Raw genomic sequence first — 23321 nt, forward strand, 5'->3', positions numbered from 1 at the left:
GCCACGATGTACCAACGCATGGATTTGACGAAACGAAAGACGGCCGCGGTCGTCCGCTATGACGAATCGACGGACAAAGCGCCCGTCGTCGTCGCCCGCGGAACGGGAGCCGTCGCTGAAAAGATTCTACAGGAGGCACGTGCCCGAGGCGTGGCGGTCGAGAACGACCATTCCTTGCTCGGACACTTGCTCGACCTCGACTTAGGGGACGCCATCCCTCCGCAACTCTATGACGTGATGGCGGAAGTGTTGCTGTTGATAGAAGAACTCGATTCCATTAAAGGAGAACCAAGATGAACCCAACCCAGTTATATGAAATGAGGCCTGAAGAACTGACACAGGCGATATTACACGCGCTAGTCTATCACTATAAAAACGCCCAAGGTTCAACCATTGCTGAACGAAATCGTCACCTGCGCCAAGCGCGCGAGCTGTTGGTCAAGCTCCACCAAGGACTTCATGACGGCGGCGGCATCATCGCGGCACAACTCGATGAAATCTATCTCTATATGGCAAACGCCAGCATCGAGGCGATCATCGACCAGGACCAACAAAAGATCGCAGAACTACATACACTCGCAAGCGACCTCGACAAGACGTGGAGCGAAGCAATGGAACGCGCGAAAACACAATCTGTCCCGACTGGAGGAAACCGCTATGAAAATTACCAATAACGTCCAAGCGTTGAAGGCCTATACGTCACTCTCGTTGAACCAGGCGTCGATGAAGAAAACGATGGACCGCCTCTCGAGCGGCGTCCGCATCAATAAGGCATCGGATGACGCGGCAGGACTTGCCATCTCCGAGAAGATGCGGATGCGCCTTGACTCGCTCTCGATGGCCGAGCGCAACACGCTCGACGGCATCTCGCTCACCCAAACGCTCGAAGGCGGGATGAACGAGACGCATTCCCTCCTCCAACGCATGCGTGAACTATCAGTCCAAGCGGCGAACGGAACGCTCAGCGAGGACGATGCGAAAGCCGTCCAAGAAGAGATCAACGCCTTGACGGAAGAAGTGACACGAATCGCCGAGACGACGGAGTTCAACTCGAAGAAAATCATGAACGGGGAATACATGCAGGGCGCGAATACGCTCTTCTTCCAAATCGGGGCCGGCAATAACGAGGCCGTCATCTTGAATGTCGAAGACATGCGGGCGCACGCGCTCGGCATCACGACGACGACAGCAGGTGGCGGAGCGTTATCTCCCGTCGACCACGACAATGATCAAGCGACAGCAGATGTTTCTTACTACTCCCTCAGCGTATTGACGCCGGACAAAGCAGGAGAAGCGATTGCGAAGTTCGATGCGGCCATCAACCGTGTGTCACTCGAACGCTCGAAGCTCGGGGCGATCCAAAACCGGCTTGAGGCGAACGTCAGCGTCGTCGCCATCGGTTCTGAGAACTTGACGGCGTCCGAGTCACGGATCCGTGATGCCGACATGGCCCGCGAAATGATGGATTTCGCCCGACTCAATATCTTGAATCAGTCCGGCATGGCGATGATTGCCCAGTCGAACGCGTTGCCGCAAGGCGTGTTACAATTATTGAACTAACCTAAAGAAAGGACGGTTGCCCATATGGACATTCGTCGCATCATGGAGACGCAATCGCTCCTCGGCTCAAATAAGGCGAAACGCCCCGAGGTCGAACCCGGCGTCTCCTTCCAAAACGTCATCGGTCAAAAGCGTGAAGACCGCGAGCACGAGCGGTTCCATCGTCAAATCGCCGCGATTCAGGAACAAGGAGAGCTTCTTGCCGAGAGCCAGACGGTCGAGGCGCTAACCGACTATAAGAAAATGATTAAAGACTTTATGAAAGAGGCCGTTGACGCGGCACTCCGCCTCGAGGACAAACGCGGGTTCAACCGCCGGGGACGTGCGAAGATTTACAAAGTCGTCGAACAAGTCGACCAGAAACTTCTCGCGCTGACGGACCAGGTCATCTCCGGGGAAGCCTCTCGCCTCTCCCTCCTCGACCAGGTCGGTGAGATTCGCGGATTGCTCGTCAACGTCTATGTGTGAGGTGTCGAGATGGCAGAACATTTGTTTTTGAAGAAAGTCAAATGTCCGTATTGTTTACAGGAAAGCAAGACCCAGCGCGTGTTGTCGCGTCACATCCGCCCGCTCGAAGTCGAAAAGGACGGCTATACGACGTATGACGGACCGAACCCGTATTTGTATGAGCCGACCGTCTGCGATCACTGTCACCTCGTCTTCCATGACTCGTTTGACAAGGTGCGAAAGCATAACCGAGAGGCACTCGAGACGCATTACTTCAAACAAGTGAACCCGGACGTGCTGAAAGGTGACCGGACGAACGAGCACGTCATCCTCTTATACAAGTTTGCGGTCATGACGGCCCAGTTGAGCGGACAAAAGCCGTCAGTCGTCGCCATGCTCGGGATGCGGATTGTCTGGATGTATCGATTGATGGGGAATACGGCGTCTGAGAAGGAATGGATGCAGCGGACGCTCGACAAATATAATGAGGTGCAAGAGGCGTATACGGACCCGATCCGAACTGGATTACCGTACGATCAACTTATGCTTCGGATTGCCGACCTCTCGGCTGCGCTCGACTATTACGAAGATGCGCGTCGCTGGTATGGGATTCTCCTCAGCAGTAAGGAAGTATCGGAGCGGATCCGGAATCAGGCCCGGACGCATTGGGAAGATTTTCGATTGGAACATGCGTAAAAGAAAGCGTAGGACGCTAAATCCTACGCTTTTTTCGTGGTCATCATTGAGAGGTTCGACGATGGGGTATAGACAAATAGCTTACATACTAAAGGAGGATTTCTCATGTTTGAAAAACAATATCTCGATACCGTACGTGCCACCTTCAAAAGCCAGAAACAACTCGCCGAGCGTGCGCTCGTCCAAGTGAGTGACGAGGACCTGCACAAGACGCTTGCGCCCGATACGCTCTCCCTCGCCCTCATCATCCAGCACATGGCGAACAACATGAAATCGCGCTGGACCGACTTCTTGACGACAGACGGCGAGAAGCCGGACCGTAATCGCGACGCCGAGTTTGAGGACCAACAACTATCCCGGGACGAACTCATGCAGGTGTGGGACGATCGCTGGCAGCTTTTGGACGACGTCTTGGCAGACCTGAAACCAGAGGACTTAGGGAAAAACGTCATGATTCGCGGAGAAGCCCACTCCGTGATTGATGCGATTGAGCGACAAGTGTCGCATTACGGCTATCACGTCGGTCAGATTGTTTACCTATCGAAACTATTTGCCGGTAGCGACTGGGGTGTCTTATCGATCCCGCTACCACATCAGCGGAAGTGAGATGCGCATCTTCGTGTTCGTGACGTTCCTTCTCGTCACATCCCTTCTTCCGTTGATCAGTTTTGACGGATACCATATCGTTCGTCATACGACGAGTCACTTAGGATCACAAGGTGCTCCCTTTGCATGGATGATGAATATCACTTTTGTCCTTTTAGGTTTCACGACTATTCTGACCACATGGCGAACGAGAATCTGGTACCACCGAGTTTGGGGTGGTCTGTTTGGGATAAGTCTTTGTTTCACAGGATTATTCCGTCACGCCCCACTCGTAGATGGAATCACGACAATCGTCTCGCAAGATACATGGCACTCCATCTTTGCGACGACAACCGGTATTGGATTTACATTGCTGGCAGCGGGACACACCGTGATGTCTCGTGGTGCCCAACGGTGGGTCGCCCTCATCATGACAACCTTGGCAATCGTCATCCCCATTTCGATGTTCGGTATTCCTGAAATCATGGGATTATTGCAGCGCGTGATGTTTATTAGTGGTTTTTGGTGGTTGTTCTTTTATATGAGGGCACCTAGCGAGCTCTCTGTTTAATCATGAAGCGGACCCATAGAGAAATGGGTCCGTTCGTTGTATTTCGTCTTATTTTCCAATGACCATACAAAAAACGTGCCGACACTCGTTCGGCACGCCTCATCTTATTTTGTCACGTTGATCGTATATTCGTAGCGTTCTTCTGCCACTTTGTCGAAGTTCTCGTTAAACGGTCCATCGATGACAACTTTTAAGTCCGTCAGCTCTTCTGGCTTCGCCTTCACGAAGAAGAGGACATTCCCTTCTTTCTTCACTTTCCCCATGAATTCGCCACCGACGTCATCCGAGAACCATAAGTCCGAAGACACTTGCTCCCCCGTGTTCGTCACGAGCGTCGCCTGGTTCGGATGGAAACTCATCGTCTCGTCAACTGTATTCTCAACCAGCATATTCATCGCGACGACGGTCACCTCTTCTTGTCCATCGAATGAATCGCTATAAGCTTCAGCGACCGTGAGGCGTGATGTCTGCACTTTGTCGATTGCGAACTGAATCGGTCCCATCGTCTCCGTGATGGTGACTGCCTTGTTCTTCATATAGATTTTGTTCGTGCCGAGTTCACTTTCTTGGACATCCGTCTCTTCAGCAGCCGTTTCCTCTGTCGCATTCGCTTCCGCCTCTGCCACTTCTTCCGTGTCCGTTGCCGTCGTCTTCAGTTCATCTGCTTCCCCGCATCCAGCGAGCAGTGTGAGCGGTACCGCTACCAGTAAGCCAAATCGTTTCATGTTCATGTTCATCTTCATCTCTCCTTTTTCATAATCAAAGTAAAGTGGTTAAGACGAATATAACGAATTGGCAATCCATACCGTGACAAGAAAACATTCCAGGCAAAATAAAAATCAAGGTCCACAATCGGACCTTGACATATACACTTATCCTCTTGATTTCAGCTCTTCTTCTTCGTATGGATCGGGACGTTCTTCAAGTGGCGTATCGTCCTCGACATACGCCTCGAGTTTCGGGTCCCGTTCCACATACTCATCGTACGCTCCTTCTGGACCATAGACGAAATAACGGCGTTTCCGTGACGATACCGGTTTGGACTCTTTCTCACGCATCTCGTTTCCCTCCTCTTTCCAGAAAAGAAGCAACGGCTACAATGATGTTTACCCGATTATATCTGAAAACAGACGTGATTTCATCTTCGCTTTTTATCCGAAACCTTTTTGCATGATGTTCGTATATATTCATAACAATTAATAAAGGATGATACATATGCAATTAGTGAAGAAAGGGTTCGTACGGAGCCTCTTATGGTCGCTGCCATTCGCGATACTCGCGCTCTATCAAGGCGTGTCAGGAAATACGGACGGCGTACATGCCATGCTCGTTTACGCCGGAGTCGCTTTCTTTCTCGGGCTCACGAGCGTCATTTATCAAGTCCGACAATGGTCGTTCAAAAAGCAGATTTTCATTCACTGGTGCGTCATGCACGTGACAATCCTACCACTCCTATGGTTCGGTGGGTCTACGCCAGTGACGTCACTTCAAGATGCCGTGCGCCTCTACTTAAATTTCACGGTAAGTGGGCTGATCTTGTTTACGGTATCTTATTTCATCATTCGCATGCGTCGCCAAGTCAAAACCTCTTAACGCACAAAAGCTCGAAGGCATATTGAACTGCTCCCCTTCAAGTAGACAGGGCAAATAATGAAAACCAAACTAGGCGGCTTGAGACCTGTATTCGACAGGGCTCAAGCCGTTTAGCCGTTTCTGGAAACGATCGTGGTTGTAGAACGATATGTAGGCCTCGATGGCCGATGTGAGTTCCTATAGGCCTGGAACTCACGCAGGTAGTACATCTCGACTTTCAGGGTACCCCAAAAGCCCTCGATCGGGGCGTTGTCGAGACAACGTCCGACCCGGGACATGCTGTGGGTCAGCCCCGCGTCTTCTACCATGCGTTTGAACCCTTTCGATGTGTATTGATATCCTCGGTCACTATGGATCATCGGACTCGCTCCTGTACGGAGCCCCGCGATCGCTAGCATCATCGTTTGGAAGACGAGCCCGTTGTTGTTAGACTTCCCGATGCGATAGGCGACGATCGAGCCGTCATACAGGTCGATGATCGCGCTCAGATACGCCTTCTTCCCGGCACCCAATTTGAACTCGGTGACGTCGGTACACCATTTCTCGTCAGGTCGGGACGCGCTGAATTCCCGATTCATCAGGTTCTCGGCCACATGCTGCGGTGACGATTTTTTGTACCGCTTTCGCTTCTGGCGGATGACCGAACGGATCTCATGGATGCGCATGAGACGATAGATGCGCTTCTCGTTGTATGCCGGCAGGCCATGCTGGCGTCGTCTGCGATTGACCGTCATGGTGATCCGTCGATAACCGTAGATCCCGTTCACCTGGTCGCAGAGGAGGCGGATGTCCTCTAGTAGGCTTAGATTCTCCTCCTCGCGTACCGAAACGGTACGCTTCAACCATTTATAGTAGGCAGCCCGTGAGACCTGCGCGATCTCGCACAGGAGCACGACCGAGAACGTATCGGTCGTCGACATTTCCTCGATGGCCATGTAACGCAATTGTAGCCGGATCTGGCTGATCAACCTCTCCTCTCGATCTCCTCTAACTTTTTTAGGAACAGGTTCTCGGCCCGCAGGCGCTCGTTCTCCCGCTCGATCTGTTGGATGCGACGTTCGAGCTTCTCCTCGTTGGTCAGTTCCTCTTCTTGCTTCGTCCGTCCACGCCGGTCCTCGAGCCCGTGCACGCCGTCGGCGTCATATTTTTTCGTCCAACCATAGACCTGTTGGTACGACACGGCGAACATCTCGGCCGTCCGTTGATAGTTCCGCCCATTGTCCAGGCAATACCTGACGATCTCCATGCGTTCCTCGAATGTGGTCTTTCTCCCTTTTGCCATAGCTCGATCCATCCCTTTTCTCGAATCTGTTAACTCGCTATGACCAGTATACTGCCTAATCCACCTGTAAAGAACAGACGAACTACTGATGTCGTGTTTGGAGAGGGTTTCCATTTTGGAGAGACCGTCGAGATAGTCACGGACAGCCGCGAGCTTCTGTTCTTTGGTGTAATGTCTCCATGTCCTCGATTCCTTCAACGCATCGATCCCACCGGTATCGAATTTCACTTTCCACACCTGGAGGGTATCCCAAGAGACGTCATGGGCCTCCATAATTTCCTTCCATGTATATGTTTCTTCTTCCATCATACGTAGCGCAGCCATTTTTTGTTCAATCGAATGCCGACTTCTCGCCATAAAAAAACACTCCCCAATCAGATAAACAGATTTGTTATTTCATCTGTCTACCTATTGGGGAGCATATCAATATGCCTTCGAGCTTTGTTATGTCTGTTGGTCGAATAGACCGGAAAAGTTAGAATCGACGTCTTCATATGGATCGACGTAGGACTTGACCGTCTTCCGTTCCATCCGGGCCGTCCCGAGCGTCATCCCGAGGCGCTGGTGTTCGGCTTCAATCAGACGGGCGATCTTTTGACTGTCGTCGACGAGTTGCCGTAGGACCGTTTGATCGGCTTTCTTCAGATCAGGACCGTGCGCCGCAAGCAACTGTTCGCGGTCGTCCAAGAGCTCATGGATTTGTTCCATCCACGTGTCATACGTCGGCTCTTCCGGAACTTTCGCCAACAACTCTTTTAAGCGCTGTGTCTTTAAGATGATCTCATCAATCGGTCTCATGACTGCTTCGCGAGTTTCATCGCTTCCTTCCACGTGTCACGGAGTTCAGTCGTGAAGTCGAGTACTTCGTCGAGGATGGTCGTATCGTTCTTGATGTTCGCATCGACGAGGCGGCGCCACATGTAGTCATAGAGCGAGTCCAAGTTCGCCGAGATGGCGATGTCTTTATTGAGTGTGAGACGAAGCTCTTGGAAGATGGCTTGCGTCTTTTGGATGTTGATGTTCTTCAAATCAGGGTTGCCCTGGTCGATCGCAAGCTTGGCGAGGCGCATGAACTTGAGCGCCCCGTCATAAAGCATAAGCGTCAGTTCCTGTGGGTTCGCGGTCGTGACCGCGTTGTTTTGATAAGCTGCGTATGGATTAGCTACCATTTAAATTCCTCCTCTTACATTCCGCCGCCTAAAAACTGTTGAAGTGAAGCGGCTTGCGAGTTCGCCTGGTTCATTGCCGTTTCCATCGCCGCGAAGCGACGGTAGTAGGCGTTTTCTTTATCGATGAGTAAATCGTTGAGTCGTTGAATTCTTGAATCCATCTGTGTCATCTCGCGGCCCATTGAATACGACGGAGCACCAGCACCGTCCGCACCGGCGATGCGCGTAATCGTCTCACGTGATTCTTTTGCCGTATCACGGATTTGCGGGAGGAGTCCCGTCTCTTCATCCGTGAAGAGCTTATACACTTGTTCCGGGTCTTTCTCGATAGCGGCTTTTAACTTCTCTTCATCCAGCTCAATCTTTCCGCCGTTCGTGAAGTCTGATCCGGTCGAGAGACCGATTTGGAACAAGCGAGACATGTCTAAATCATTTGTGCTCGATGTTGCGCCTGACCATTTTGAACGAAGAGTATCCATCGTCCCTCGAAGGATTGTGTCTCCTCGGAGCATTCCGCTCATTGCCTTTTCTTCCCACTTCTTGATCTCGTCTTCAGACAACTCATCGCGCTGTGCTTGCGTGAGCGGTGCAAATGAACGGAAGCGTTCTTCTCGTGTCTTCTTGTTCATGAGATCAATCGTCTCATTGTATTTATCGACGAATCCTTTGATGTTGTCAAAGATTTTTTGAGTGTCAGTTGCTGCGGAGAGAGTGACTGGTCCTGCCGTTGGATTTTGGGTAATTGGGAACTCCGCTTTCAAAGTAATTGTCATATTGTCAAAAGTAGTTGTATTGGATGATCGCGTCACTTCAATACCGTTTACTTTAAATTTTGCGTCTGTTCCAATCGGTGCTGTACTCAAATTCAATGCAATTCGCGTTTCAGCATCAAAATCGATTGTCGCAACTTCCCCTGTTTCTTTTGTAGAAATCGAAATTTTTCCACTGACAGGTTCGAAGAAAGCCGATAATCCCGAGTCTTTTCCATTCAATTGATTGATTAGATCTTGTACAGTCGATTCAGCAGAAAGTTGAATGGTCTTATGTGCACCTGTCGTCGACGATTTAAAACCAATTTCATAACCAGTACCTTGTGTATACTCTGCCACCACCCCTTTAGGAATGACACCATCCACATATGTGGTTGTATTCGTAGCGGTCAGTTTTCCTGTTGTCGCATCATACGCAAAGTCTGCTTTGTTCAACTGATTACCTGCTTGATCTTTTAATACAACACTAGCATCCATAAAATCCAGACCTGAAGCTAGTGTCATTTCAACTCCAGCCGTATCCTGATAAACTCGTTTCTGACCAACGACTAGTCCGTTTAAATCTGAGATTTTTGTTGCAGCTGTTAACTTCTGATTATTTCGATCGACAGTGTCAATTAAAGTAGATGCTGAAGTTGCTAATCGTTCGACTGAATCGATGCGTATGGCGCTATTTCCACTTGAGGGTCCTGTCACAACCGAAACGCGTGACTCGTCCGATGAACTAGACGTCTTCGCATAGAAGTTTCGGCTAAACATCAAGTCGACCGCGCTGTTCCTTAAGGTCATGAGTGAACGGTTGATTTCACGATAAGCATCGCGTTTCCATTCCGTTGTTTGTTTTTTCTGTTCCAGTTTATCGACCGGAGCACGCTCGGCCTGCATCAATTGTTTAATAATGGTGTCGGTATCGATTCCACTGGCGAGTCCGCCAAATCGGATTGGTGTTGTCATGAAAGTCCTCCTTTATACCCGTTCGTCAAAGAGATGGTTAAACTCCATGAACGCCGCAAAGAAATCAAGTGATTTCTTGCTTGGAATTTCGCGGATGACTTCGTTGTTCGTATCCACGATTTGAATGTAGTAGTCGTTCAATTTTTCATGTTTCATGAACTTTAAGCCAGTACGTTGTTGGTCTAGGACTTGATTCGCCTTCTCGACGGCTGCCTCTAACTTGGTAACGTGTTGAGGCGTCGGAAGAATGACGATGCCTTCGTCAGCGAGTTTCGCTTGGTTCGCTTCGACGAACACGTTTTTCGTTTGTTCATACGGCAAGACGGAAGAAGGTAGGTGAAGCCGGACTTCTGAAATGGTCGGGTTCATGTGCTTCTACTCCTCTTAATAAATGTTCTCAATTCATATATCGGTTATTCTATTGAATTTTTGAGGATTTCACGAAAACTATCCATAATCTCTGATTCGAGATAGCTTAATTGACTTTGTAAGTCTTGAAATGAATGATTTAAAACAATCCTTCTCGTCGCTTCAGTGTTTGTTGCTTCAAGTGCGATTGATTTCATCGTCAACAATAACTCTTCTTTTTTATCAAGCATTTCTTGTACTTGTTTGACTTGATTTAATTGATGTATGAGTCCTTCTCGATTCATTAACTTCAACCCTTTCTTTTTTCTATATCGGTTAAGGGAATGAGATTCATAAAGAATGGGAATAAAAAACTATGTGAAAACTATAACAAGGAGTGATTGAAGTGAAATGGGAGGAGTTGACGGTTTTCGAGAAGAGTTTATTACTCGGGACACTACTCGGAGATGGGACAATCGCACGGACAAAGTCAAAAAGTATTCCGAAAAAAGGGCTTCAATATCGAGAACATTTTTCTGTGAAACAAATGGAGTATCGAGAATGGAAATTAAAAGTGGCCCCTCGCATTTTTAGTGGCATTCGAATTCGAAAGACAGGAACGAGCGCAGAACTGTATTCTGAAAAAGATGAACTGTTCGCTTGGCTTTGGGAACAGTGTTACGGTGACCGCAAGAAACATATCCCCATTCATCTATTAGAAGATTGTACACATCCTGTCTTTTTACTCGCCCTTTACTTAGACGATGGAAGTTTATCATTGACCAAGTCATCACGGTCTAAATTGAACCAGATCATCATCACACCGCATATTTATTTATATCTCCAAGCATTTTATCCCGAAGAACTCGAACAATTGAGCACATTCATTGCTCGCACATTCCATCATCAGTTTGTGTTAAGCAAACGATCTGATGGTCATTTTTACACGCTACGTATTCAAAAAACAGAGGAGGCCATACGATTTTTGAATGACTTCGAACCTTATGCATACGCGATACCTTCAATGCGAAAGAAATTGGATTGGGAATATCGACTCGATTTGGAAGAAGCAAAACATCCCGGCATATCCGTAATCGTATCTAAAGCAAAAAATGACTATACAGACGAAGAGATTCAATTCATCATTCAAGCCAAACAGAAAGGGATGACAGATGCTAAGATTGCCGAAACATTGAATCGCACGTATTGGTCCGTCGTCTATAAATGGCAGGATATTAGGAAGAATATTTTAAAAGAAGAGAAAGCTTTATATGTAATATAAATTGAAGAACCCGCCTCTCAATAAGAGAGAGACGGGTTCAATTATGTGTTCAGTAACTTGTGTGTACTGATTAAAAAGTTTAAAGAAAGTCTTAACGAAGAAGTTGAAGAACCGCTTGCGGCTGCTGATTAGCTTGACTGAGCATTGCTTGTGCAGCTTGGTTAAGAATGTTGTTCTTCGTGAAGTTCATCATTTCTTTCGCCATATCAACATCACGGATACGTGATTCTGCAGCTTGGAGGTTTTCAGCAGAAGTTCCAAGGTTGTTGATCGTATGTTCGAGACGGTTTTGAGCGGCACCTAATTTAGAGCGTTCAGCCGATACACTCTTAACAGCATCATCGATTGTTGTAATTGCTTTAGCAGCATTGGCAGCAGTAGTAACGTCAAGAGCTTTTTCTGCCATCGTATTGTTTGTACCATTTGTGACGTTAGCAGCTGACGAGAAGCCAGCTCCATTGCCTGTCAAGCCTAAAGCTGATGCACGCATATCCGAGAAACCTAAAGACATAGATTGGTTTTCATTTGCACCAATTTGGAATTTAACAGATTTATCTGATGTAACAGGATCTTCTTGAGTTGCAAGTTTTGTAGAAAAATTAACAGCAGTTGCATCTTGTGCATCAAATGTAAATGAGATTCCATGGTTATCATATGATAGAGGTGCAGTACCATCTAATGAGAATGTATCTGTGTTAATTACATCTCCAGCAGCATTCTTAATAGAAACGACCGCATTAGTTCCGTCAAAATCAAGCTCTAAAGAAGCGGCATTTGCAAATGCTCCCGGATCTGTTGCATCTACAGTTAATCCAGTAATTTCACCGTATGCATCCGTACCTGGTGCTGCTACTGTATTTGTAGAGAAGTTACTTTTCGTTGTCAAGCTAGTTTCTGTACCTTGAATATTATCGATTGTAATTCCTTGACCAGTAGTAAGCTTAGAGAACTCATCTTTTGAAAGTGTAAAGCTTACACCGTGAGCATCATAAGTGAAATTACCATCAGCATCTGCAGAAATAAGATCATCTGCTGTCACAAGTTCAGTATCCGTTGCGTTTGTAGTTGTCAATCGAACTTGGATTGAGTCACCCTGTCTTAAAATTTCAATTTCTCCATCTGTGTTTGTCGCCGCGGCTGTGGCAAATTCACCTGAAGTATCGATAGCAATTTGATTTTCTGCAGTGCCATTCATAAATTTAGGAGTATTTTCAGCGCTCAATCCACCTTCTAACGTTACTGCAGCATGAGTAAAGTTTTGTGATGTACTTGAAGCTAAAACTGTATTTCCTGTTTTAGAAGTTGATGATAAATTGCCATCTAGAAGTTTTTTAGTATTGAATTCTGTAGTATTACCAATACGGTTAATTTCCGAAGTCAATTCATTAACTTCTTTTTGAATTTCTTTACGATCATCTACTGTATTACTATCGTTAGATGCTTGAACCGCAAGTTCACGCATACGTTGAAGGATTGAATGCGTTTCATTCAATGCACCCTCAGCAGTTTGAATCATCGAAATTCCATCCTGCGAGTTGCGAGTAGCTTGATCTAAACCACGAATTTGTCCACGCATTTTTTCAGAGATTGCAAGACCCGCTGCGTCATCTCCAGCACGGTTAATGCGCAGTCCTGAAGATAGTTTCTCCATCGCTTTACCTGTTTGCGTTGTGTTAAAGCCCATGTTACGGTGTGCATTCATTGCGTTAAGGTTGTGGTTGATAATCATTGTAATTTCCCTCCATAGGTTTGAGTTTTTCCGCTCTTCCAAATCCTTTTGTCCGAGCATGCAAGGTTTAGGCCGGCCCCTCACCTTGCATTTTTTGGAACGTTTTTGCGTTTCCATACTCTATATCGGAGTGTCATTTCAAATGTTTAATCTTCTTTGCAACTTTTATTGATTTTTTAGCCATTCAATCACTCGCAATTGACTTAAACGATTATTTCCATCTTTTGTCCGGCTAATGCGATATACACGGAATCCCGTTTGTTCTTTTTTTATATATAGCCGTCCCGGCACATGATGTGATGATCCCCATCCATATTCAAGGTACGTTGTCGTTCTTCCTTTGACACTGTTCGGTCGAAACGTCACGTTCCCGGTATGCCATCCAAGTGAAAGTTCATAAAGTGCTGCATCCACACCTGTCTGCTCTTGTTCGGACAATTCCAAATAGTCTTTTTCGAATTCTGGCTCAACGAGTATATTCGGAATACTCCCACCGATACGACGACCGAGCCGCTGTTCCAGACGAGTCTCTTTTTGCATATACTTCTTCTTATCCGAACTCCACTGTTCCATCATTTTGTCATATTTGCGATTGATTTCTTCCTTTTCAAGTTCTGTCGCTGTTCGTTTTTCAAGTTCTTCACTAAACAATGAATAGGCTGCTTCTTGTTCTTGTCGACTCGCTTGTAGTTGCTTTTGAAGCCGTTCGCTCTCTTGGATGGATAACCGAATCTGTTTTTCTTGAGATGCGACGTCATGAAGCAATTGCTGTTTCTCTCTAACTAAGCTTTCACGTACCAATTCCATTTTTGCAACTTTTTGATCGAGCTCCATTTTTTGATGCTGCACTTTTTGTAGTTCTTCTTCATAGTGTTTATTCCGTTCATGAATTGCCTGCTCTCGCGCTTCAATATCTTTAATTCTCGCCTCCGCTTCATGAATCTGTGCCTTGAAGAGTTCTTTCGCATTTGCTTGAAGATCATCGTCATAAAGTTGCGATGTCATTTTTTTTATTTGCTCTTCCAGTTGTTGTTTCTCCACAACAAATTGTCGCAATTTTGTTTTTTGTTTTATTACTTCTTCTTGAAGATGCGCTTCCCTTGTTTTTGACTCGTCCACTTTAAACAAAAGTTGCTGAACCGCAAGGCGACTTTTCATAACGACTTCTTCTTTTACTTGAAGTTCATGATGTAACGTTTCAATCCGATTCACTTTTTCACGCAGTGTTTGTTGAAAACGAGCTTGTTGATCTAAGCGTTGTGTATCGTCATGTTGGTATAAGCGAGTGATGAGTTCTTGAATAACGAGATCATGTTTCCTTAGCTTGTCCTCCAGCTCACGGGTTTGCCTCCGAAACGCGATGACTCGCTTTTCTTGAGCCATCCACTCAGCCAACGCTTGACCTAGCATCGAATCCATTCCTCGCATCCATTTTTCTATGTAGAGGGCCGTCCCTTCTGTCCAACGTTTCAACTGTTTTCCTAAATCATCCACGTTTCTCATCCTTTCATTCACTATAAAATTAGTATTGCGTTACCTCGTAGTGTGCGACCTAAAATCCCTCTCAGCGTTTACCGAGAGGGAGATAATGAAAAATTATTTATTTTACGTAAGCCGCGGCGTCAGCTCGACAAAAATATCTTTAGCCGCGTTAGCAATCATTTTTGTGGTTGTCGCATCATATGTCCCGCCAATCACTCCTCTTACGAGCGGAACCATTTTCCCCATATTAATGACTCCCTTTTGTCCGAACTTCGTCATCAATCTAAAACCAACAGCTTTATTAATTTTTTTGATCACTTCAAAAGGCAATTTTTTAATCATATTCACTGCTAATTTTTGTCCTACTTGAACACCTGCTTGCTTTATGATATCTGTTGCGGCTTTTCCAGTTAATGAAGCATAAACAAAGGTGCGCACTTGATCATCTTTCACATCGTATCCTCTCATAACGGCAATTGATGCAATCATTCGCATTTGAATGAACAAAACCGAACTAATATTAGCAGGAACTGCAACCGGTAAAGTAATCAATCCACCTAACCCTGTCAAAAATCCACTTGTTCCGCACTTTGCAAGTTGTATTGTAATTAACTTATCAATTCCTTGCTCCACTCCATACTTGTTCGTATACTCTTAAGCTAGTTCGTAAGCAGTATCCATTGTTGGTAGTCCAGTTAATGCTTTCTCATAACCCCAATCTAACAACTCGTTCATTTTACTAATCGTCAATTGATTTGCCACGGATGAAACTCCCTATATGTAATAAAATCATTATAAAGCATTTTTATACTTTAAATTACTTTTTTTATATTTAATGGAAATAAAAAACACCCTAATATTCTTAGGATGTTCTTTCAACCTTCTTACACTTCCACCTTCATCTGTTCCGTCTCATTCTGCAAGCTCTCCGCGACGCGTACAAGCTCAGACATCGCTCCATTCACTTCACCAAGGCTTGCCGCTTGCTGGCTCGCCGCTGACGTCACTTCATTCGCATAACGCGATGCTTCTTCGACCATTCCAACGATGCCTGCCGAGTTCGTCACGACCGAATCAATCTGACCGCGTGACTCATCGAGGAGTGAATCGACCGAATGGACATGACTGTATACTTCATTTGCCGAGTTATGGATTGATGCGAACGCACCGCCTGCTTTTTCGACCAATCCAACGCCTGTCTCGACTTCTGCTTTCACGTTCGCCATCGAAGATGACGTATCCCCAACGAGACGCTTCACGTCTACGATGAGATCCGTGATTTCTTGCGTCGAGTTCGCCGTTTGTTCTGCTAACTTCTTCACTTCTGCTGCAACGACTGCGAAGCCACGCCCATGCTCCCCGGCACGCGCTGCTTCAATCGATGCGTTCAAGGCAAGCAAGTTCGTCTGTGCAGAGATGTCACTGATGACATCGGTGATACGTGAGATTTCTCCCGTCATTTCTGTCAACTGACTGTTGAGTGTCGATGACTGTTCAACTTTACCAGCAATCGCATGCATCGCATTGACCGATGATGATGCGAGACCTTTCCCGCTCTCTGCTTCCTGTTGCATCTCGCTCGCTGAATCAAGCGCCGATGACATCTCTTGACGGATGCTCTCCATCGTCCGCGCGACCGCTCCGAGTAAGTCCATCGAGTTGTACGTCGCACTGACGTTGTCTTCTAACATCTTGTTGAGGGAATCCATCGCGACACGAATGTTTTCGCCCGCCACGTTTCCTTCTTGAACCGCTGCCGCGATCTCTTGCGCCGAACCGGTCAACTGGTCCGCCGTGTAACGCATGTTCGTCCCTTGTTCCCGAAGGTGCTCGACCATGTTGTCCATCGACAAGAGCAAACGTCCCATTTCTGAACGGTCTGATGTTTTCTCGTCCGCGAAGTGTACTGTCAAATCACCATTCCCGACCTCGACGGCTTTTTCAGAAGCCATCTCGACCGCTTTCAGTGGACGACGGGCGATCAAGTAGATGACGATCCCGCCGAGTGACGAGATGAGTAACGCCACGACCGTACCGACGAGCATGACCTGACCTTGTTCCATCTCGAGTTCTGTCAAAAGCAATAACGTGATGTAGCCGACCGCTCCGCCCGTGATAAAGGACGTGACCAAGATCCATGCGAGCAATTGCGTCGTAAAGTTTTTAAATACTTTCACTGTGTTGTTCCTCCTCATTGTGTTCATCACTCCCTATATCGTCCGATTTCCAATGAATGTATAGCGTTTTCAGTTGAACGTTTGGTCAATGAAAAAACGCACCCCAGAAAGGAGTACGTTTCATCAAAATGCTTCATCGTCACGTTCGACGCGAGTCACCCGTCGCGGAGTCGTCGCCGCGTCAATCGCGAGCGTGATCGCTGCCGCCCAGTGGAGCATCATCCCGACGATCGGAATGAACCCAAGGACCGAGGCCGTGATTCCGACGGCCGCACCGTACGAGAATCGGTTTAGTCGACTGAACGAGAGAATCAACACGATGACGTGATAGACGAACATGAATCCGAGGGGCGAATAGCCCATCCCGATGATGAAAAGACCACCGAGAATCGGGATCCCGAGAAATGCTTCAAACGCCGCACCGAGCCATTTCAGATTTTTCACCATGTGGGTCACCTCATAATTCGATCATGTAAAACTCGTAGCCGCCATTTTCTGCGAAGCCGGCACGCTTATAAATCTCGAGCGCTGCCTTGTTTCCCGTTTCGACATCGAGCTCGACCTTCGTCCGGCCCATGCGGAACAGTTGTTGCACCATCTGTTTCAACATCTTCGTGCCGTAGCCTTTGCCTTGTTCGCCAGCTTTGACACCGAACGCGTGAATGCTTGCCGCGTCGTCACCGACGAGAAGGGCACGGATGACGCCGACCGGTTTGCCGTCGACTTCGCCGATATACGTCACACGGTCCGGCGTGTCGATTTGTTGATAGATGTTATCTGTCACATCGACCGGGTCACCGAACGCCTCGCTGAGTGTCGCGATGATGAGCGGGCGGTCGTCTGCAGTCGCCTCACGGAGCGATACCTCGTCCGGCTTCAAGAAGAGTTCCGCCTTCTTCAAGACGAGATTGTATTCCGAGAACTGATACGCTGCCTGAAGATGTTCAAGCACCGCTTTCCCAGATGCCGAGTTTCGGTCGATGACGAACGTGAACGCCTCACAGCCGTTCAGTTTCGCATCCTGTTTCGCCGTCTCGAGCAGTGCCGTGAAGACGCCTTGCTTCCGATATTTCGGATGGACGAGCGCGTTCACCTCATACTCGTTCGGGAGATACGGGAAGAGCATAAGATACCCGACGAGCGTCTCGCCGTCGTATACCGCATAGTCGTTCTGTCCGACCGACTCATGACCGACTTTGACGTCAATCTTGTCGCTCGTATTGACCGCCTGTTCTAACGTTTTCACATCATCTGCTTGTTTGACTTCTTCTACTGTCCAATTCATATACATCACCTCATTTGTATTGTAGCACAAAGGAAAAAGCCCGCCGTAGCGAGCCCACTTACGAGATTATAACGTCCGGAACTCCAACTCAGGGAGCGTCTCGATCAATTCAGCGATTTCATTCGTATGCGCCTCCGCGCCCGGTACGGCCTCTGTCGGTTCGACCCAGAAGAACGTCTTGTCGTTCGTACCGAGGTAGTTACCGTAACCGACCTCTGTCGCGAACGCCTCTTCCGTCAACTCACGGTCAATCAAGTCCAAGTGGAACAAGAGTTGGTCGTCCCCATCCTCGACGTTATAGTACAAATCGAACGTGCTGTAGCTCTTCGTGTCGCCGATGTCGACGACGTCCTGTGCCTTCTCGATATAGACGTCACCGCGCTCAATCGCCGCAACGATTTTTGACGGCAAGATGATCTCGTACCCGAGTTCTCGGTCACGAATCGTCTGCGTCGTATCCTCTGTCCGTCCCCGGGACGAGACGACACCGACCGTTGCCACCAATGCACCTGTCACACCGAGCGCGAGCGCCCATTTCATCGATTTGTTCACAAGAACCACTCCCTAGTTGTTGATGTCTTCACTTGATTATCCCACAAGTTGATGACTTTTCATCAAATATTCTGAAAAAATGTTTCCCCTTACATTGACGACCGTCCGCCAATCCCATACGATGGTAATAACGTACTAGAGAAAAGAGGAACTGACATGTCTAACGAAACTACTTTGACGCGCGCCCAGCTCGACGCGCTCTTGAAAAACGTCTTCGCCCTTCAAATCCCGGTCATCGAAAAATTCATGACGGATTTGTTTAAACAATACGTCTCGACGGCTTCCACGTTCAAACAAGATATGGACACGATGAAAGCGACAGACTGGCACAAGCATTTCTTCGGTCAAAAGGTCATGCCGCACCTCTTCATCGAGAACCTCGGCTTCGGCGCATCGTTCCGCCACCAAGGTCAAGAGAAAGTCGTCAGCATCCCGGAGAACATGACGGTCGTCAAACCGGACTCGGACGCACAAATCAAAGAGATTTTAGAGAACCTCGACAAGACGCTCGCGTCGATGGACGGGATCAAAAACAAAGGACTCGTCAAAAAGTTCTATAAAGAAACGCTCGAACTCATCTGCCAGCTCGGTAGCCGTACTGGTATGATGGATGACTTCTACGACAAAGTCAAAGGCAGTTTGACAACAAGTTCATGACAATGCCTCGCTCGAAGGAGCGAGGTATTTTTTATGCCTCTTTTTCGATTGCCATCGGGAGTTCGATGAATTGGCTTCGACTATGGAAGACGACGCCGATCATGACGAGCGTGATCCCGACCAAGGCAATCGGGGACGGCATGACCGCATGGAGGAACAGGAGCTCGCCGATGAGGGCGAACAACACCTCGAGCGCCTGCGTCGCCTCGACGGACGCCAGTTTCCCCATGTCGTGTTTGACGAGGTCCGTCGCCTTGAAAAATAGGACGGTCGCGACAATCCCTGACAACAAGGCGACAAGGAATGTCTGTCCGAGCTGGCTCGATGAGGGACGACCCGTCGTCAACCCGTACCCGAACAGCAAGAACCAGACCGGGAGCGACCCGAGACACATGCCGAGGATGCGTTCGAACACGTCGAGATCCGTCTGTTGCATCATCTTGCGGTTGCCGAGCGGATATGCGAAGGCCGCAATCACGACTGGGACGACACTAAGCCAAAGGAAGCGAGGCTCGAACGACTCGAAAAACTCGACTTGCATCAAGACGACCCCGATCAAAATCAGGCTCGAGAACCGAAGTCCTCGCCAGGGAATCTGTTCGCGGGACCCGTCCGCTTTCTTAAAGAGTGGAGACAACAGTGCCCCGGCGACAATCGTCACTTGCCACGTACCCGCAATGAGCCATGGGGGTGCGACCTCGGCCGCGAGACAGATGGGAACGTAAAAGAACCCGAACCCGACCGTTCCCCAGACGATCCACGGACGCGGGTTGTCCGTCAGCGCCGAGATGACCCGCTTGAGTCCCCCCGTAAGGCGACGACAATTATCAACAGTGGAATCATCCATAAAAAGCGGAGCGAGGCACTATAGGCGAAGCTTCCTCCCCCGACTTGCATCACTTCGTTCAACACGAACGTGCTCGCAAAAAACAAGGCCGCGAAGACACCGAGTATGAGTGGACGCATACGTTCCCTCCTTTCCGAATCCTGTCTTGTTCTCGGTATTTATGTATTTCTCCTGCAAAAAAGACGGACGACACGTGGTCATCCGTCTCTTCATTCAATCCGTCACGTCCGCAGTTCGAGCGCGGCGATCCGCTCCATCCGCTCGAGGATAGGCTTCGCCTGATCGATATAAGCCCTCACTTCAGCCAGCGACAACGACGCCGCATGCGCATCCTCACTCCGCCACACTTCATAGACGAACACCGTGTCCGCCTCGTCGAGCGATACGTGGACCCGATACGATTCACAGTCCGACGTCGCCTCCATCTCTCGTGCCGCTTCCGATAAAATCGCCACGAGTCGGTCCCGTTGTCCCGCTTTTGTGACGAGCTTTCCGATCAGTGCATACATGCTCCATCCTCCCCTTTCCCTTGCATCGTCTCATTCCACTTTTTGCGTGCGATTTCCTGCCTTACGGGTTCACACGTGTGGAATGTTTTCACGGCACACGTATCCTTGTCATACAAAAAACGGACGGCATGTGGCCATCCGTCAGTGAATATCGCGTTTTTGGAAATTCCCGCCTTTGACCTCCGTCACCTCGTACACGACAACGAATGCTTTCGGGTCGACATCATCGATGATGTCCTTGATCTTTCGTTCTTCGAGCCGGTTGATGACACATGTGATTTCGTAATAGCTCTCTTTTGAATACGCACCTTGGATCTGATTCAACGTAGCACTCCGTCCGAGACGGTCCCGAATCGTCTCGACCATCTCATGCGGTTCACTCGTGATGATCTTGAACGTCTTCGCTCCGCTCAATCCCTCTTCGACGATATGAATCACTTTCGAGGCGATGAAATAGGCGATCGCCGACAAGACGGCTCCTTGAAGCCCGAACACCGTCGAGACGACGATGAAGACGAACGTATTCAAAAATAGAATCAAGTCACTCGTCCCGAACGGCAGTTTACGGGACAAGAGGACGGCCAGCATATCGATCCCGTCAAGCGCACCCCCGTTACGGAGAGAAATCCCCATCCCGAACCCAAGGATGATTCCGCCGACCACGGTGATGAGGAGCGCGTCGCCCTCGATGATGGTCGGGACATGGTGCATGATCACCGTACCGACTGACAACGACGCAATCCCTGTGACCGAAAGGATGGCGAAACTTTTCCCGATCTGTTTATACCCGAGATAGATGAACGGGATATTGAGAATCCCGATAAAGATCCCGAGCGGCAACCCTGTTAGCTGCGACCCGACGATACTGATGCCGGTGACGCCCCCGTCCGACACGTTGTTCGGGATAAGGACGGACTCCAACCCGTACGCCGCGATGAGTCCGCCGATGATGTTCATGATGATTTGAACCCCCATCAACCAGGCCTTATTCTCTCGTTTCATGTTGCATGGACCTCCTTCTCATGTTCAACAACCTTCTAAGCCTATCACAAAATAATACTGAAATAATTTACAGGGAATCATCAATCTATTCTGAATATTCATGTCAGATTCTCTGTCGCAAAGGATTTTGTATCGGCTCGTTTTGGTATACTTAAGAAAATGGAAAGGGGGCACCACGTATGCAGCGTACACCCATGCCTTCCCCGACACCGGAGGAAGTGCAGCGCTTAAGGCGCGAACATAATCCGATCAAAGCGTCCGAACTGTTTGCGAAAGTCGTCCTCTTGCTACTCGGTTCCCTCGTCTTCGCGGTCGGCCTGGAGGCGTTCCTCGTTCCGAACCAGATCATCGACGGGGGAATCGTCGGGGTCTCGATCATCGTCTCGTATTTGACGGAGACGAAACTCGCTATCTGGCTCGTCCTCTTTAACTTGCCGTTCATCTACTTCGGCTATCGGCAAATCGGGAAGACGTTCGCCGTCGTCACGTTGACGGCGATCCTGCTCATGTCGGCGTTCACGATCGTCTTACATGACATCAAACCGTTCACGGACGACCTCTTGTTGTCGACCGTCTTCGGGGGCTTCTTGCTCGGGGCCGGCATCGGTCTCGTCATCCGCGCCGGTGGGTCGCTCGACGGGACCGAGATTCTCGCCGTCGCCTTCACGAACCGGTTACCGTTCTCAGTCGGAGAGATCGTCATGTTCTTCAACATCTTCATCCTCGGGACGGCCGGTTTCGTCTTCAGCTGGGACCGGGCGATGTACTCGCTCCTCACGTATTTCATCGCGTTCAAGACGATCGATGTCGTCTTGGAAGGGATTGACCAGTCGAAGGCGGCGTGGATTATCACGACGGCACCGGAAGAGATCGGCCAAGCGATCATGGACCGGCTCGGTCGGGGCGTGACATATCTCCACGGAGAAGGGGCCTACACCGGAGACGGGAAGAAAGTCGTCTTCACGGTCATCAGCCGACTCGAGGAGACGAAATTAAAAGACATCCTCGACGACTATGACGAAAAGGCGTTCCTCGCCATCGGCAACATTCACGACGTCCGGGGCGGACAGTTCAAGAAGAAAAACATTCACTAAACGTGAAATCCCCTATAACCGCTGGACATCATTTGCCAACGGTTATAGGGGATTTTTAAACTGTCATATTAGTTCGGTTGAATGTCCCATGTGATGGATTCGTCCGTCCATGAGAAGCTTGGCTCATAAATCATTTCGTAATTTGATCCTTCTGGTACATCAAACGTCAATGTTCCTTGAAGTTTCTTCCCTTTGTTCAAATCACCGCTAAGATCCATTCCATCCAACCCATAATAATAGTCGAGTGCATTTCCATCTGCATCGTACAAGTTGAAGTCTGTACTGTCTACAAACGTAGAATCATCTGTGTTGTTCACTACTTCAACGTTCATTTGGAGTACTTTCCCTTTTTCAGGTTGTGAGTACTCAGATGCGGAGACGAATGCCGCATCTTTCACTGTAAGTACGACACCATTCAAGTCTACTACATCACCAACTTTGAAAATGGTATCGTTCACATCCGCTTTTGCCTCTGTCGCGTCAGCTTCCCCGACTTTGCTTCCTGTATTCGCCTCTTCGTCAGATGGAAGAAACATACCGATGACAATCAAACCAATTAAAATGATAACAAACCACTTAAAAAACTTTTTCATAAACAACAAACTCCTTATTTCAGAATAGTATAAGTCAATGACCTGTTTCCTATACTACAATAAATAACTGGATGAAAACAAGAATAAAATACCATTTATTTTGTCTATTTTTATCTTTTTTTCAATTAATATAGATT

General features: G+C 48.3%; 28 protein-coding genes and 2 pseudogenes. 11 read left to right on the plus strand and 19 right to left on the minus strand.

Going from position 1 to position 23321, the window contains the following annotated elements; translation table 11 throughout:
* The first annotated feature begins 6 nt into the window (after window positions 1–6).
* From PJK55_RS07450 to PJK55_RS07480, 7 genes are all read left to right on the plus strand, one after another.
* Window positions 7–297: an EscU/YscU/HrcU family type III secretion system export apparatus switch protein gene (locus tag PJK55_RS07450; protein WP_074033686.1), complete on the plus strand. Its 291-nt coding sequence runs from the start codon at window positions 7–9 to the stop codon at window positions 295–297.
* Entirely contained in the window at window positions 294–674 is a 381-nt protein-coding gene (locus PJK55_RS07455; RefSeq protein ID WP_271305292.1) for a flagellar export chaperone FliS, read from the plus strand. Before PJK55_RS07450 ends, PJK55_RS07455 begins: the two co-directional genes overlap by 4 nt.
* Window positions 658–1560, plus strand: coding sequence for a flagellin N-terminal helical domain-containing protein (locus PJK55_RS07460; protein WP_271305293.1), 903 nt, complete (start codon window positions 658–660; stop codon window positions 1558–1560). The genes PJK55_RS07455 and PJK55_RS07460 overlap by 17 nt, the downstream gene beginning before the upstream one ends.
* 24 nt (window positions 1561–1584) lie before the next feature.
* On the plus strand, window positions 1585–2028 hold the full coding sequence (locus PJK55_RS07465; RefSeq protein ID WP_214785873.1) for a YaaR family protein: 444 nt from the start codon (window positions 1585–1587) through the stop codon (window positions 2026–2028).
* A gap of 9 nt (window positions 2029–2037) precedes the next feature.
* Window positions 2038–2703 carry a DUF2225 domain-containing protein gene (locus PJK55_RS07470; RefSeq protein ID WP_271305294.1) on the plus strand — a complete coding sequence of 222 codons (666 nt, stop codon included), beginning with the start codon at window positions 2038–2040 and terminating at the stop codon, window positions 2701–2703.
* A gap of 105 nt (window positions 2704–2808) precedes the next feature.
* On the plus strand, window positions 2809–3309 hold the full coding sequence (locus PJK55_RS07475) for a DUF1572 family protein (RefSeq protein ID WP_271305295.1): 501 nt from the start codon (window positions 2809–2811) through the stop codon (window positions 3307–3309).
* The gene (locus tag PJK55_RS07480; protein WP_271305296.1) at window positions 3272–3859 is read left to right on the plus strand and encodes a DUF998 domain-containing protein; all 588 of its coding nucleotides are present in this window, start codon (window positions 3272–3274) and stop codon (window positions 3857–3859) included. The genes PJK55_RS07475 and PJK55_RS07480 overlap by 38 nt, the downstream gene beginning before the upstream one ends.
* 104 nt (window positions 3860–3963) lie before the next feature.
* On the opposite strand, the gene PJK55_RS07485 is transcribed toward PJK55_RS07480, so the two are convergent.
* Entirely contained in the window at window positions 3964–4596 is a 633-nt protein-coding gene (locus PJK55_RS07485) for a hypothetical protein (RefSeq protein WP_271305297.1), read from the minus strand.
* A 135-nt stretch (window positions 4597–4731) separates the two neighbouring features.
* Entirely contained in the window at window positions 4732–4917 is a 186-nt protein-coding gene (locus PJK55_RS07490) for a hypothetical protein (RefSeq protein WP_271305298.1), read from the minus strand.
* A gap of 157 nt (window positions 4918–5074) precedes the next feature.
* Between PJK55_RS07490 and PJK55_RS07495 the strand changes: the two genes are divergently transcribed.
* Window positions 5075–5452, plus strand: a complete 378-nt coding sequence (locus tag PJK55_RS07495; protein WP_271305299.1) for a DUF3021 family protein — start codon at window positions 5075–5077, stop codon at window positions 5450–5452.
* Between the two features lie 69 nt (window positions 5453–5521).
* Here the strand turns inward: PJK55_RS07495 and PJK55_RS07500 are convergent.
* From PJK55_RS07500 to PJK55_RS07525, 6 genes and pseudogenes are all read right to left on the minus strand, one after another.
* Window positions 5522–7091: pseudogene (locus tag PJK55_RS07500) on the minus strand (IS3 family transposase).
* An 87-nt stretch (window positions 7092–7178) separates the two neighbouring features.
* Window positions 7179–7532 carry a flagellar protein FliT gene (locus PJK55_RS07505; RefSeq protein WP_271305300.1) on the minus strand — a complete coding sequence of 118 codons (354 nt, stop codon included), beginning with the start codon at window positions 7530–7532 and terminating at the stop codon, window positions 7179–7181.
* Window positions 7529–7903 (minus strand): flagellar export chaperone FliS, encoded by a 375-nt coding sequence (fliS, locus tag PJK55_RS07510; RefSeq protein WP_271305301.1) that lies wholly within the window; start codon window positions 7901–7903, stop codon window positions 7529–7531. Before fliS ends, PJK55_RS07505 begins: the two co-directional genes overlap by 4 nt.
* A gap of 14 nt (window positions 7904–7917) precedes the next feature.
* Complete coding sequence (gene fliD / locus PJK55_RS07515; protein WP_271305302.1) at window positions 7918–9627, minus strand: flagellar filament capping protein FliD; 1710 nt, start codon at window positions 9625–9627, stop codon at window positions 7918–7920.
* Window positions 9628–9639: 12 nt separating this feature from the next.
* Entirely contained in the window at window positions 9640–9996 is a 357-nt protein-coding gene (locus tag PJK55_RS07520) for a flagellar protein FlaG (protein WP_078147335.1), read from the minus strand.
* 44 nt (window positions 9997–10040) lie between these two features.
* A complete protein-coding gene (locus PJK55_RS07525) occupies window positions 10041–10280 on the minus strand; it encodes a hypothetical protein (protein ID WP_271305303.1) in 240 nt (79 codons plus the stop codon).
* Between the two features lie 101 nt (window positions 10281–10381).
* Here PJK55_RS07525 and PJK55_RS07530 point away from each other — a divergent pair, with 101 nt between their 5' ends.
* On the plus strand, window positions 10382–11257 hold the full coding sequence (locus PJK55_RS07530; RefSeq protein ID WP_271305304.1) for an endonuclease: 876 nt from the start codon (window positions 10382–10384) through the stop codon (window positions 11255–11257).
* A 91-nt stretch (window positions 11258–11348) separates the two neighbouring features.
* On the opposite strand, the gene PJK55_RS07535 is transcribed toward PJK55_RS07530, so the two are convergent.
* From PJK55_RS07535 to PJK55_RS07565, 7 genes are all read right to left on the minus strand, one after another.
* Window positions 11349–12986 carry a flagellin N-terminal helical domain-containing protein gene (locus PJK55_RS07535; RefSeq protein WP_271305305.1) on the minus strand — a complete coding sequence of 546 codons (1638 nt, stop codon included), beginning with the start codon at window positions 12984–12986 and terminating at the stop codon, window positions 11349–11351.
* Window positions 12987–13151: 165 nt separating this feature from the next.
* Window positions 13152–14480 carry a hypothetical protein gene (locus PJK55_RS07540; RefSeq protein WP_271305306.1) on the minus strand — a complete coding sequence of 443 codons (1329 nt, stop codon included), beginning with the start codon at window positions 14478–14480 and terminating at the stop codon, window positions 13152–13154.
* Between the two features lie 111 nt (window positions 14481–14591).
* Complete coding sequence (locus PJK55_RS07545) at window positions 14592–15101, minus strand: EcsC family protein (RefSeq protein ID WP_271305307.1); 510 nt, start codon at window positions 15099–15101, stop codon at window positions 14592–14594.
* Between the two features lie 251 nt (window positions 15102–15352).
* Window positions 15353–16645, minus strand: a complete 1293-nt coding sequence (locus PJK55_RS07550) for a methyl-accepting chemotaxis protein (protein ID WP_271305308.1) — start codon at window positions 16643–16645, stop codon at window positions 15353–15355.
* A gap of 123 nt (window positions 16646–16768) precedes the next feature.
* A complete protein-coding gene (locus PJK55_RS07555; RefSeq protein ID WP_214745921.1) occupies window positions 16769–17092 on the minus strand; it encodes a hypothetical protein in 324 nt (107 codons plus the stop codon).
* Window positions 17093–17102: 10 nt separating this feature from the next.
* On the minus strand, window positions 17103–17930 hold the full coding sequence (locus PJK55_RS07560) for a GNAT family N-acetyltransferase (protein WP_271305309.1): 828 nt from the start codon (window positions 17928–17930) through the stop codon (window positions 17103–17105).
* Window positions 17931–17996: 66 nt separating this feature from the next.
* Window positions 17997–18482 (minus strand): hypothetical protein, encoded by a 486-nt coding sequence (locus tag PJK55_RS07565; RefSeq protein WP_271305310.1) that lies wholly within the window; start codon window positions 18480–18482, stop codon window positions 17997–17999.
* 156 nt (window positions 18483–18638) lie between these two features.
* On the opposite strand from PJK55_RS07565, the gene PJK55_RS07570 reads away from it, so the two are divergent.
* Complete coding sequence (locus tag PJK55_RS07570) at window positions 18639–19139, plus strand: hypothetical protein (protein WP_074033734.1); 501 nt, start codon at window positions 18639–18641, stop codon at window positions 19137–19139.
* Window positions 19140–19170: 31 nt separating this feature from the next.
* Here PJK55_RS07570 and PJK55_RS07575 read toward each other — a convergent pair.
* The 3 genes and pseudogenes from PJK55_RS07575 to PJK55_RS07585 all read right to left on the minus strand — a co-directional run bounded on the left by PJK55_RS07575 (window position 19171) and on the right by PJK55_RS07585 (window position 21497).
* A pseudogene (locus PJK55_RS07575) lies at window positions 19171–20105 on the minus strand (DMT family transporter).
* 102 nt (window positions 20106–20207) lie between these two features.
* Window positions 20208–20495: a putative quinol monooxygenase gene (locus PJK55_RS07580; protein ID WP_074033738.1), complete on the minus strand. Its 288-nt coding sequence runs from the start codon at window positions 20493–20495 to the stop codon at window positions 20208–20210.
* 141 nt (window positions 20496–20636) lie between these two features.
* Complete coding sequence (locus PJK55_RS07585) at window positions 20637–21497, minus strand: YitT family protein (protein WP_271305311.1); 861 nt, start codon at window positions 21495–21497, stop codon at window positions 20637–20639.
* A 179-nt stretch (window positions 21498–21676) separates the two neighbouring features.
* Here PJK55_RS07585 and PJK55_RS07590 point away from each other — a divergent pair, with 179 nt between their 5' ends.
* Window positions 21677–22591 (plus strand): YitT family protein, encoded by a 915-nt coding sequence (locus tag PJK55_RS07590; RefSeq protein ID WP_271305312.1) that lies wholly within the window; start codon window positions 21677–21679, stop codon window positions 22589–22591.
* Window positions 22592–22659: 68 nt separating this feature from the next.
* On the opposite strand, the gene PJK55_RS07595 is transcribed toward PJK55_RS07590, so the two are convergent.
* A complete protein-coding gene (locus PJK55_RS07595; RefSeq protein WP_271305313.1) occupies window positions 22660–23184 on the minus strand; it encodes a DUF4352 domain-containing protein in 525 nt (174 codons plus the stop codon).
* Window positions 23185–23321: the final 137 nt, after the last annotated feature.

This window comes from Exiguobacterium sp. MMG028 (assembly GCF_027947425.1).
Lineage (GTDB): Bacteria > Bacillota > Bacilli > Exiguobacteriales > Exiguobacteriaceae > Exiguobacterium > Exiguobacterium aestuarii_A.

What these genes read in the sequence shown, in the direction of transcription:
- PJK55_RS07495 (WP_271305299.1), top strand. Translation starts at nt 5,075, where the DNA reads ATGCAATTAGTGAAGAAAGGGTTCGTACGGAGCCTCTTATGGTCGCTG.
- PJK55_RS07465 (WP_214785873.1), top strand. Translation starts at nt 1,585, where the DNA reads ATGGACATTCGTCGCATCATGGAGACGCAATCGCTCCTCGGCTCAAAT.
- PJK55_RS07470 (WP_271305294.1), top strand. Translation starts at nt 2,038, where the DNA reads ATGGCAGAACATTTGTTTTTGAAGAAAGTCAAATGTCCGTATTGTTTA.
- PJK55_RS07535 (WP_271305305.1), bottom strand. Translation starts at nt 12,986, where the DNA reads ATGATTATCAACCACAACCTTAACGCAATGAATGCACACCGTAACATG.
- fliS (WP_271305301.1), bottom strand. Translation starts at nt 7,903, where the DNA reads ATGGTAGCTAATCCATACGCAGCTTATCAAAACAACGCGGTCACGACC.
- PJK55_RS07460 (WP_271305293.1), top strand. Translation starts at nt 658, where the DNA reads ATGAAAATTACCAATAACGTCCAAGCGTTGAAGGCCTATACGTCACTC.
- PJK55_RS07455 (WP_271305292.1), top strand. Translation starts at nt 294, where the DNA reads ATGAACCCAACCCAGTTATATGAAATGAGGCCTGAAGAACTGACACAG.
- PJK55_RS07475 (WP_271305295.1), top strand. Translation starts at nt 2,809, where the DNA reads ATGTTTGAAAAACAATATCTCGATACCGTACGTGCCACCTTCAAAAGC.
- PJK55_RS07505 (WP_271305300.1), bottom strand. Translation starts at nt 7,532, where the DNA reads ATGAGACCGATTGATGAGATCATCTTAAAGACACAGCGCTTAAAAGAG.
- PJK55_RS07525 (WP_271305303.1), bottom strand. Translation starts at nt 10,280, where the DNA reads ATGAATCGAGAAGGACTCATACATCAATTAAATCAAGTCAAACAAGTA.
- PJK55_RS07520 (WP_078147335.1), bottom strand. Translation starts at nt 9,996, where the DNA reads ATGAACCCGACCATTTCAGAAGTCCGGCTTCACCTACCTTCTTCCGTC.
- PJK55_RS07560 (WP_271305309.1), bottom strand. Translation starts at nt 17,930, where the DNA reads ATGAATTGGACAGTAGAAGAAGTCAAACAAGCAGATGATGTGAAAACG.
- PJK55_RS07585 (WP_271305311.1), bottom strand. Translation starts at nt 21,497, where the DNA reads ATGAAACGAGAGAATAAGGCCTGGTTGATGGGGGTTCAAATCATCATG.
- PJK55_RS07555 (WP_214745921.1), bottom strand. Translation starts at nt 17,092, where the DNA reads ATGGTGAAAAATCTGAAATGGCTCGGTGCGGCGTTTGAAGCATTTCTC.
- PJK55_RS07590 (WP_271305312.1), top strand. Translation starts at nt 21,677, where the DNA reads ATGCAGCGTACACCCATGCCTTCCCCGACACCGGAGGAAGTGCAGCGC.
- fliD (WP_271305302.1), bottom strand. Translation starts at nt 9,627, where the DNA reads ATGACAACACCAATCCGATTTGGCGGACTCGCCAGTGGAATCGATACC.
- PJK55_RS07570 (WP_074033734.1), top strand. Translation starts at nt 18,639, where the DNA reads ATGTCTAACGAAACTACTTTGACGCGCGCCCAGCTCGACGCGCTCTTG.
- PJK55_RS07450 (WP_074033686.1), top strand. Translation starts at nt 7, where the DNA reads ATGTACCAACGCATGGATTTGACGAAACGAAAGACGGCCGCGGTCGTC.
- PJK55_RS07490 (WP_271305298.1), bottom strand. Translation starts at nt 4,917, where the DNA reads ATGCGTGAGAAAGAGTCCAAACCGGTATCGTCACGGAAACGCCGTTAT.
- PJK55_RS07485 (WP_271305297.1), bottom strand. Translation starts at nt 4,596, where the DNA reads ATGAACATGAACATGAAACGATTTGGCTTACTGGTAGCGGTACCGCTC.
- PJK55_RS07595 (WP_271305313.1), bottom strand. Translation starts at nt 23,184, where the DNA reads ATGAAAAAGTTTTTTAAGTGGTTTGTTATCATTTTAATTGGTTTGATT.
- PJK55_RS07580 (WP_074033738.1), bottom strand. Translation starts at nt 20,495, where the DNA reads ATGTATGCACTGATCGGAAAGCTCGTCACAAAAGCGGGACAACGGGAC.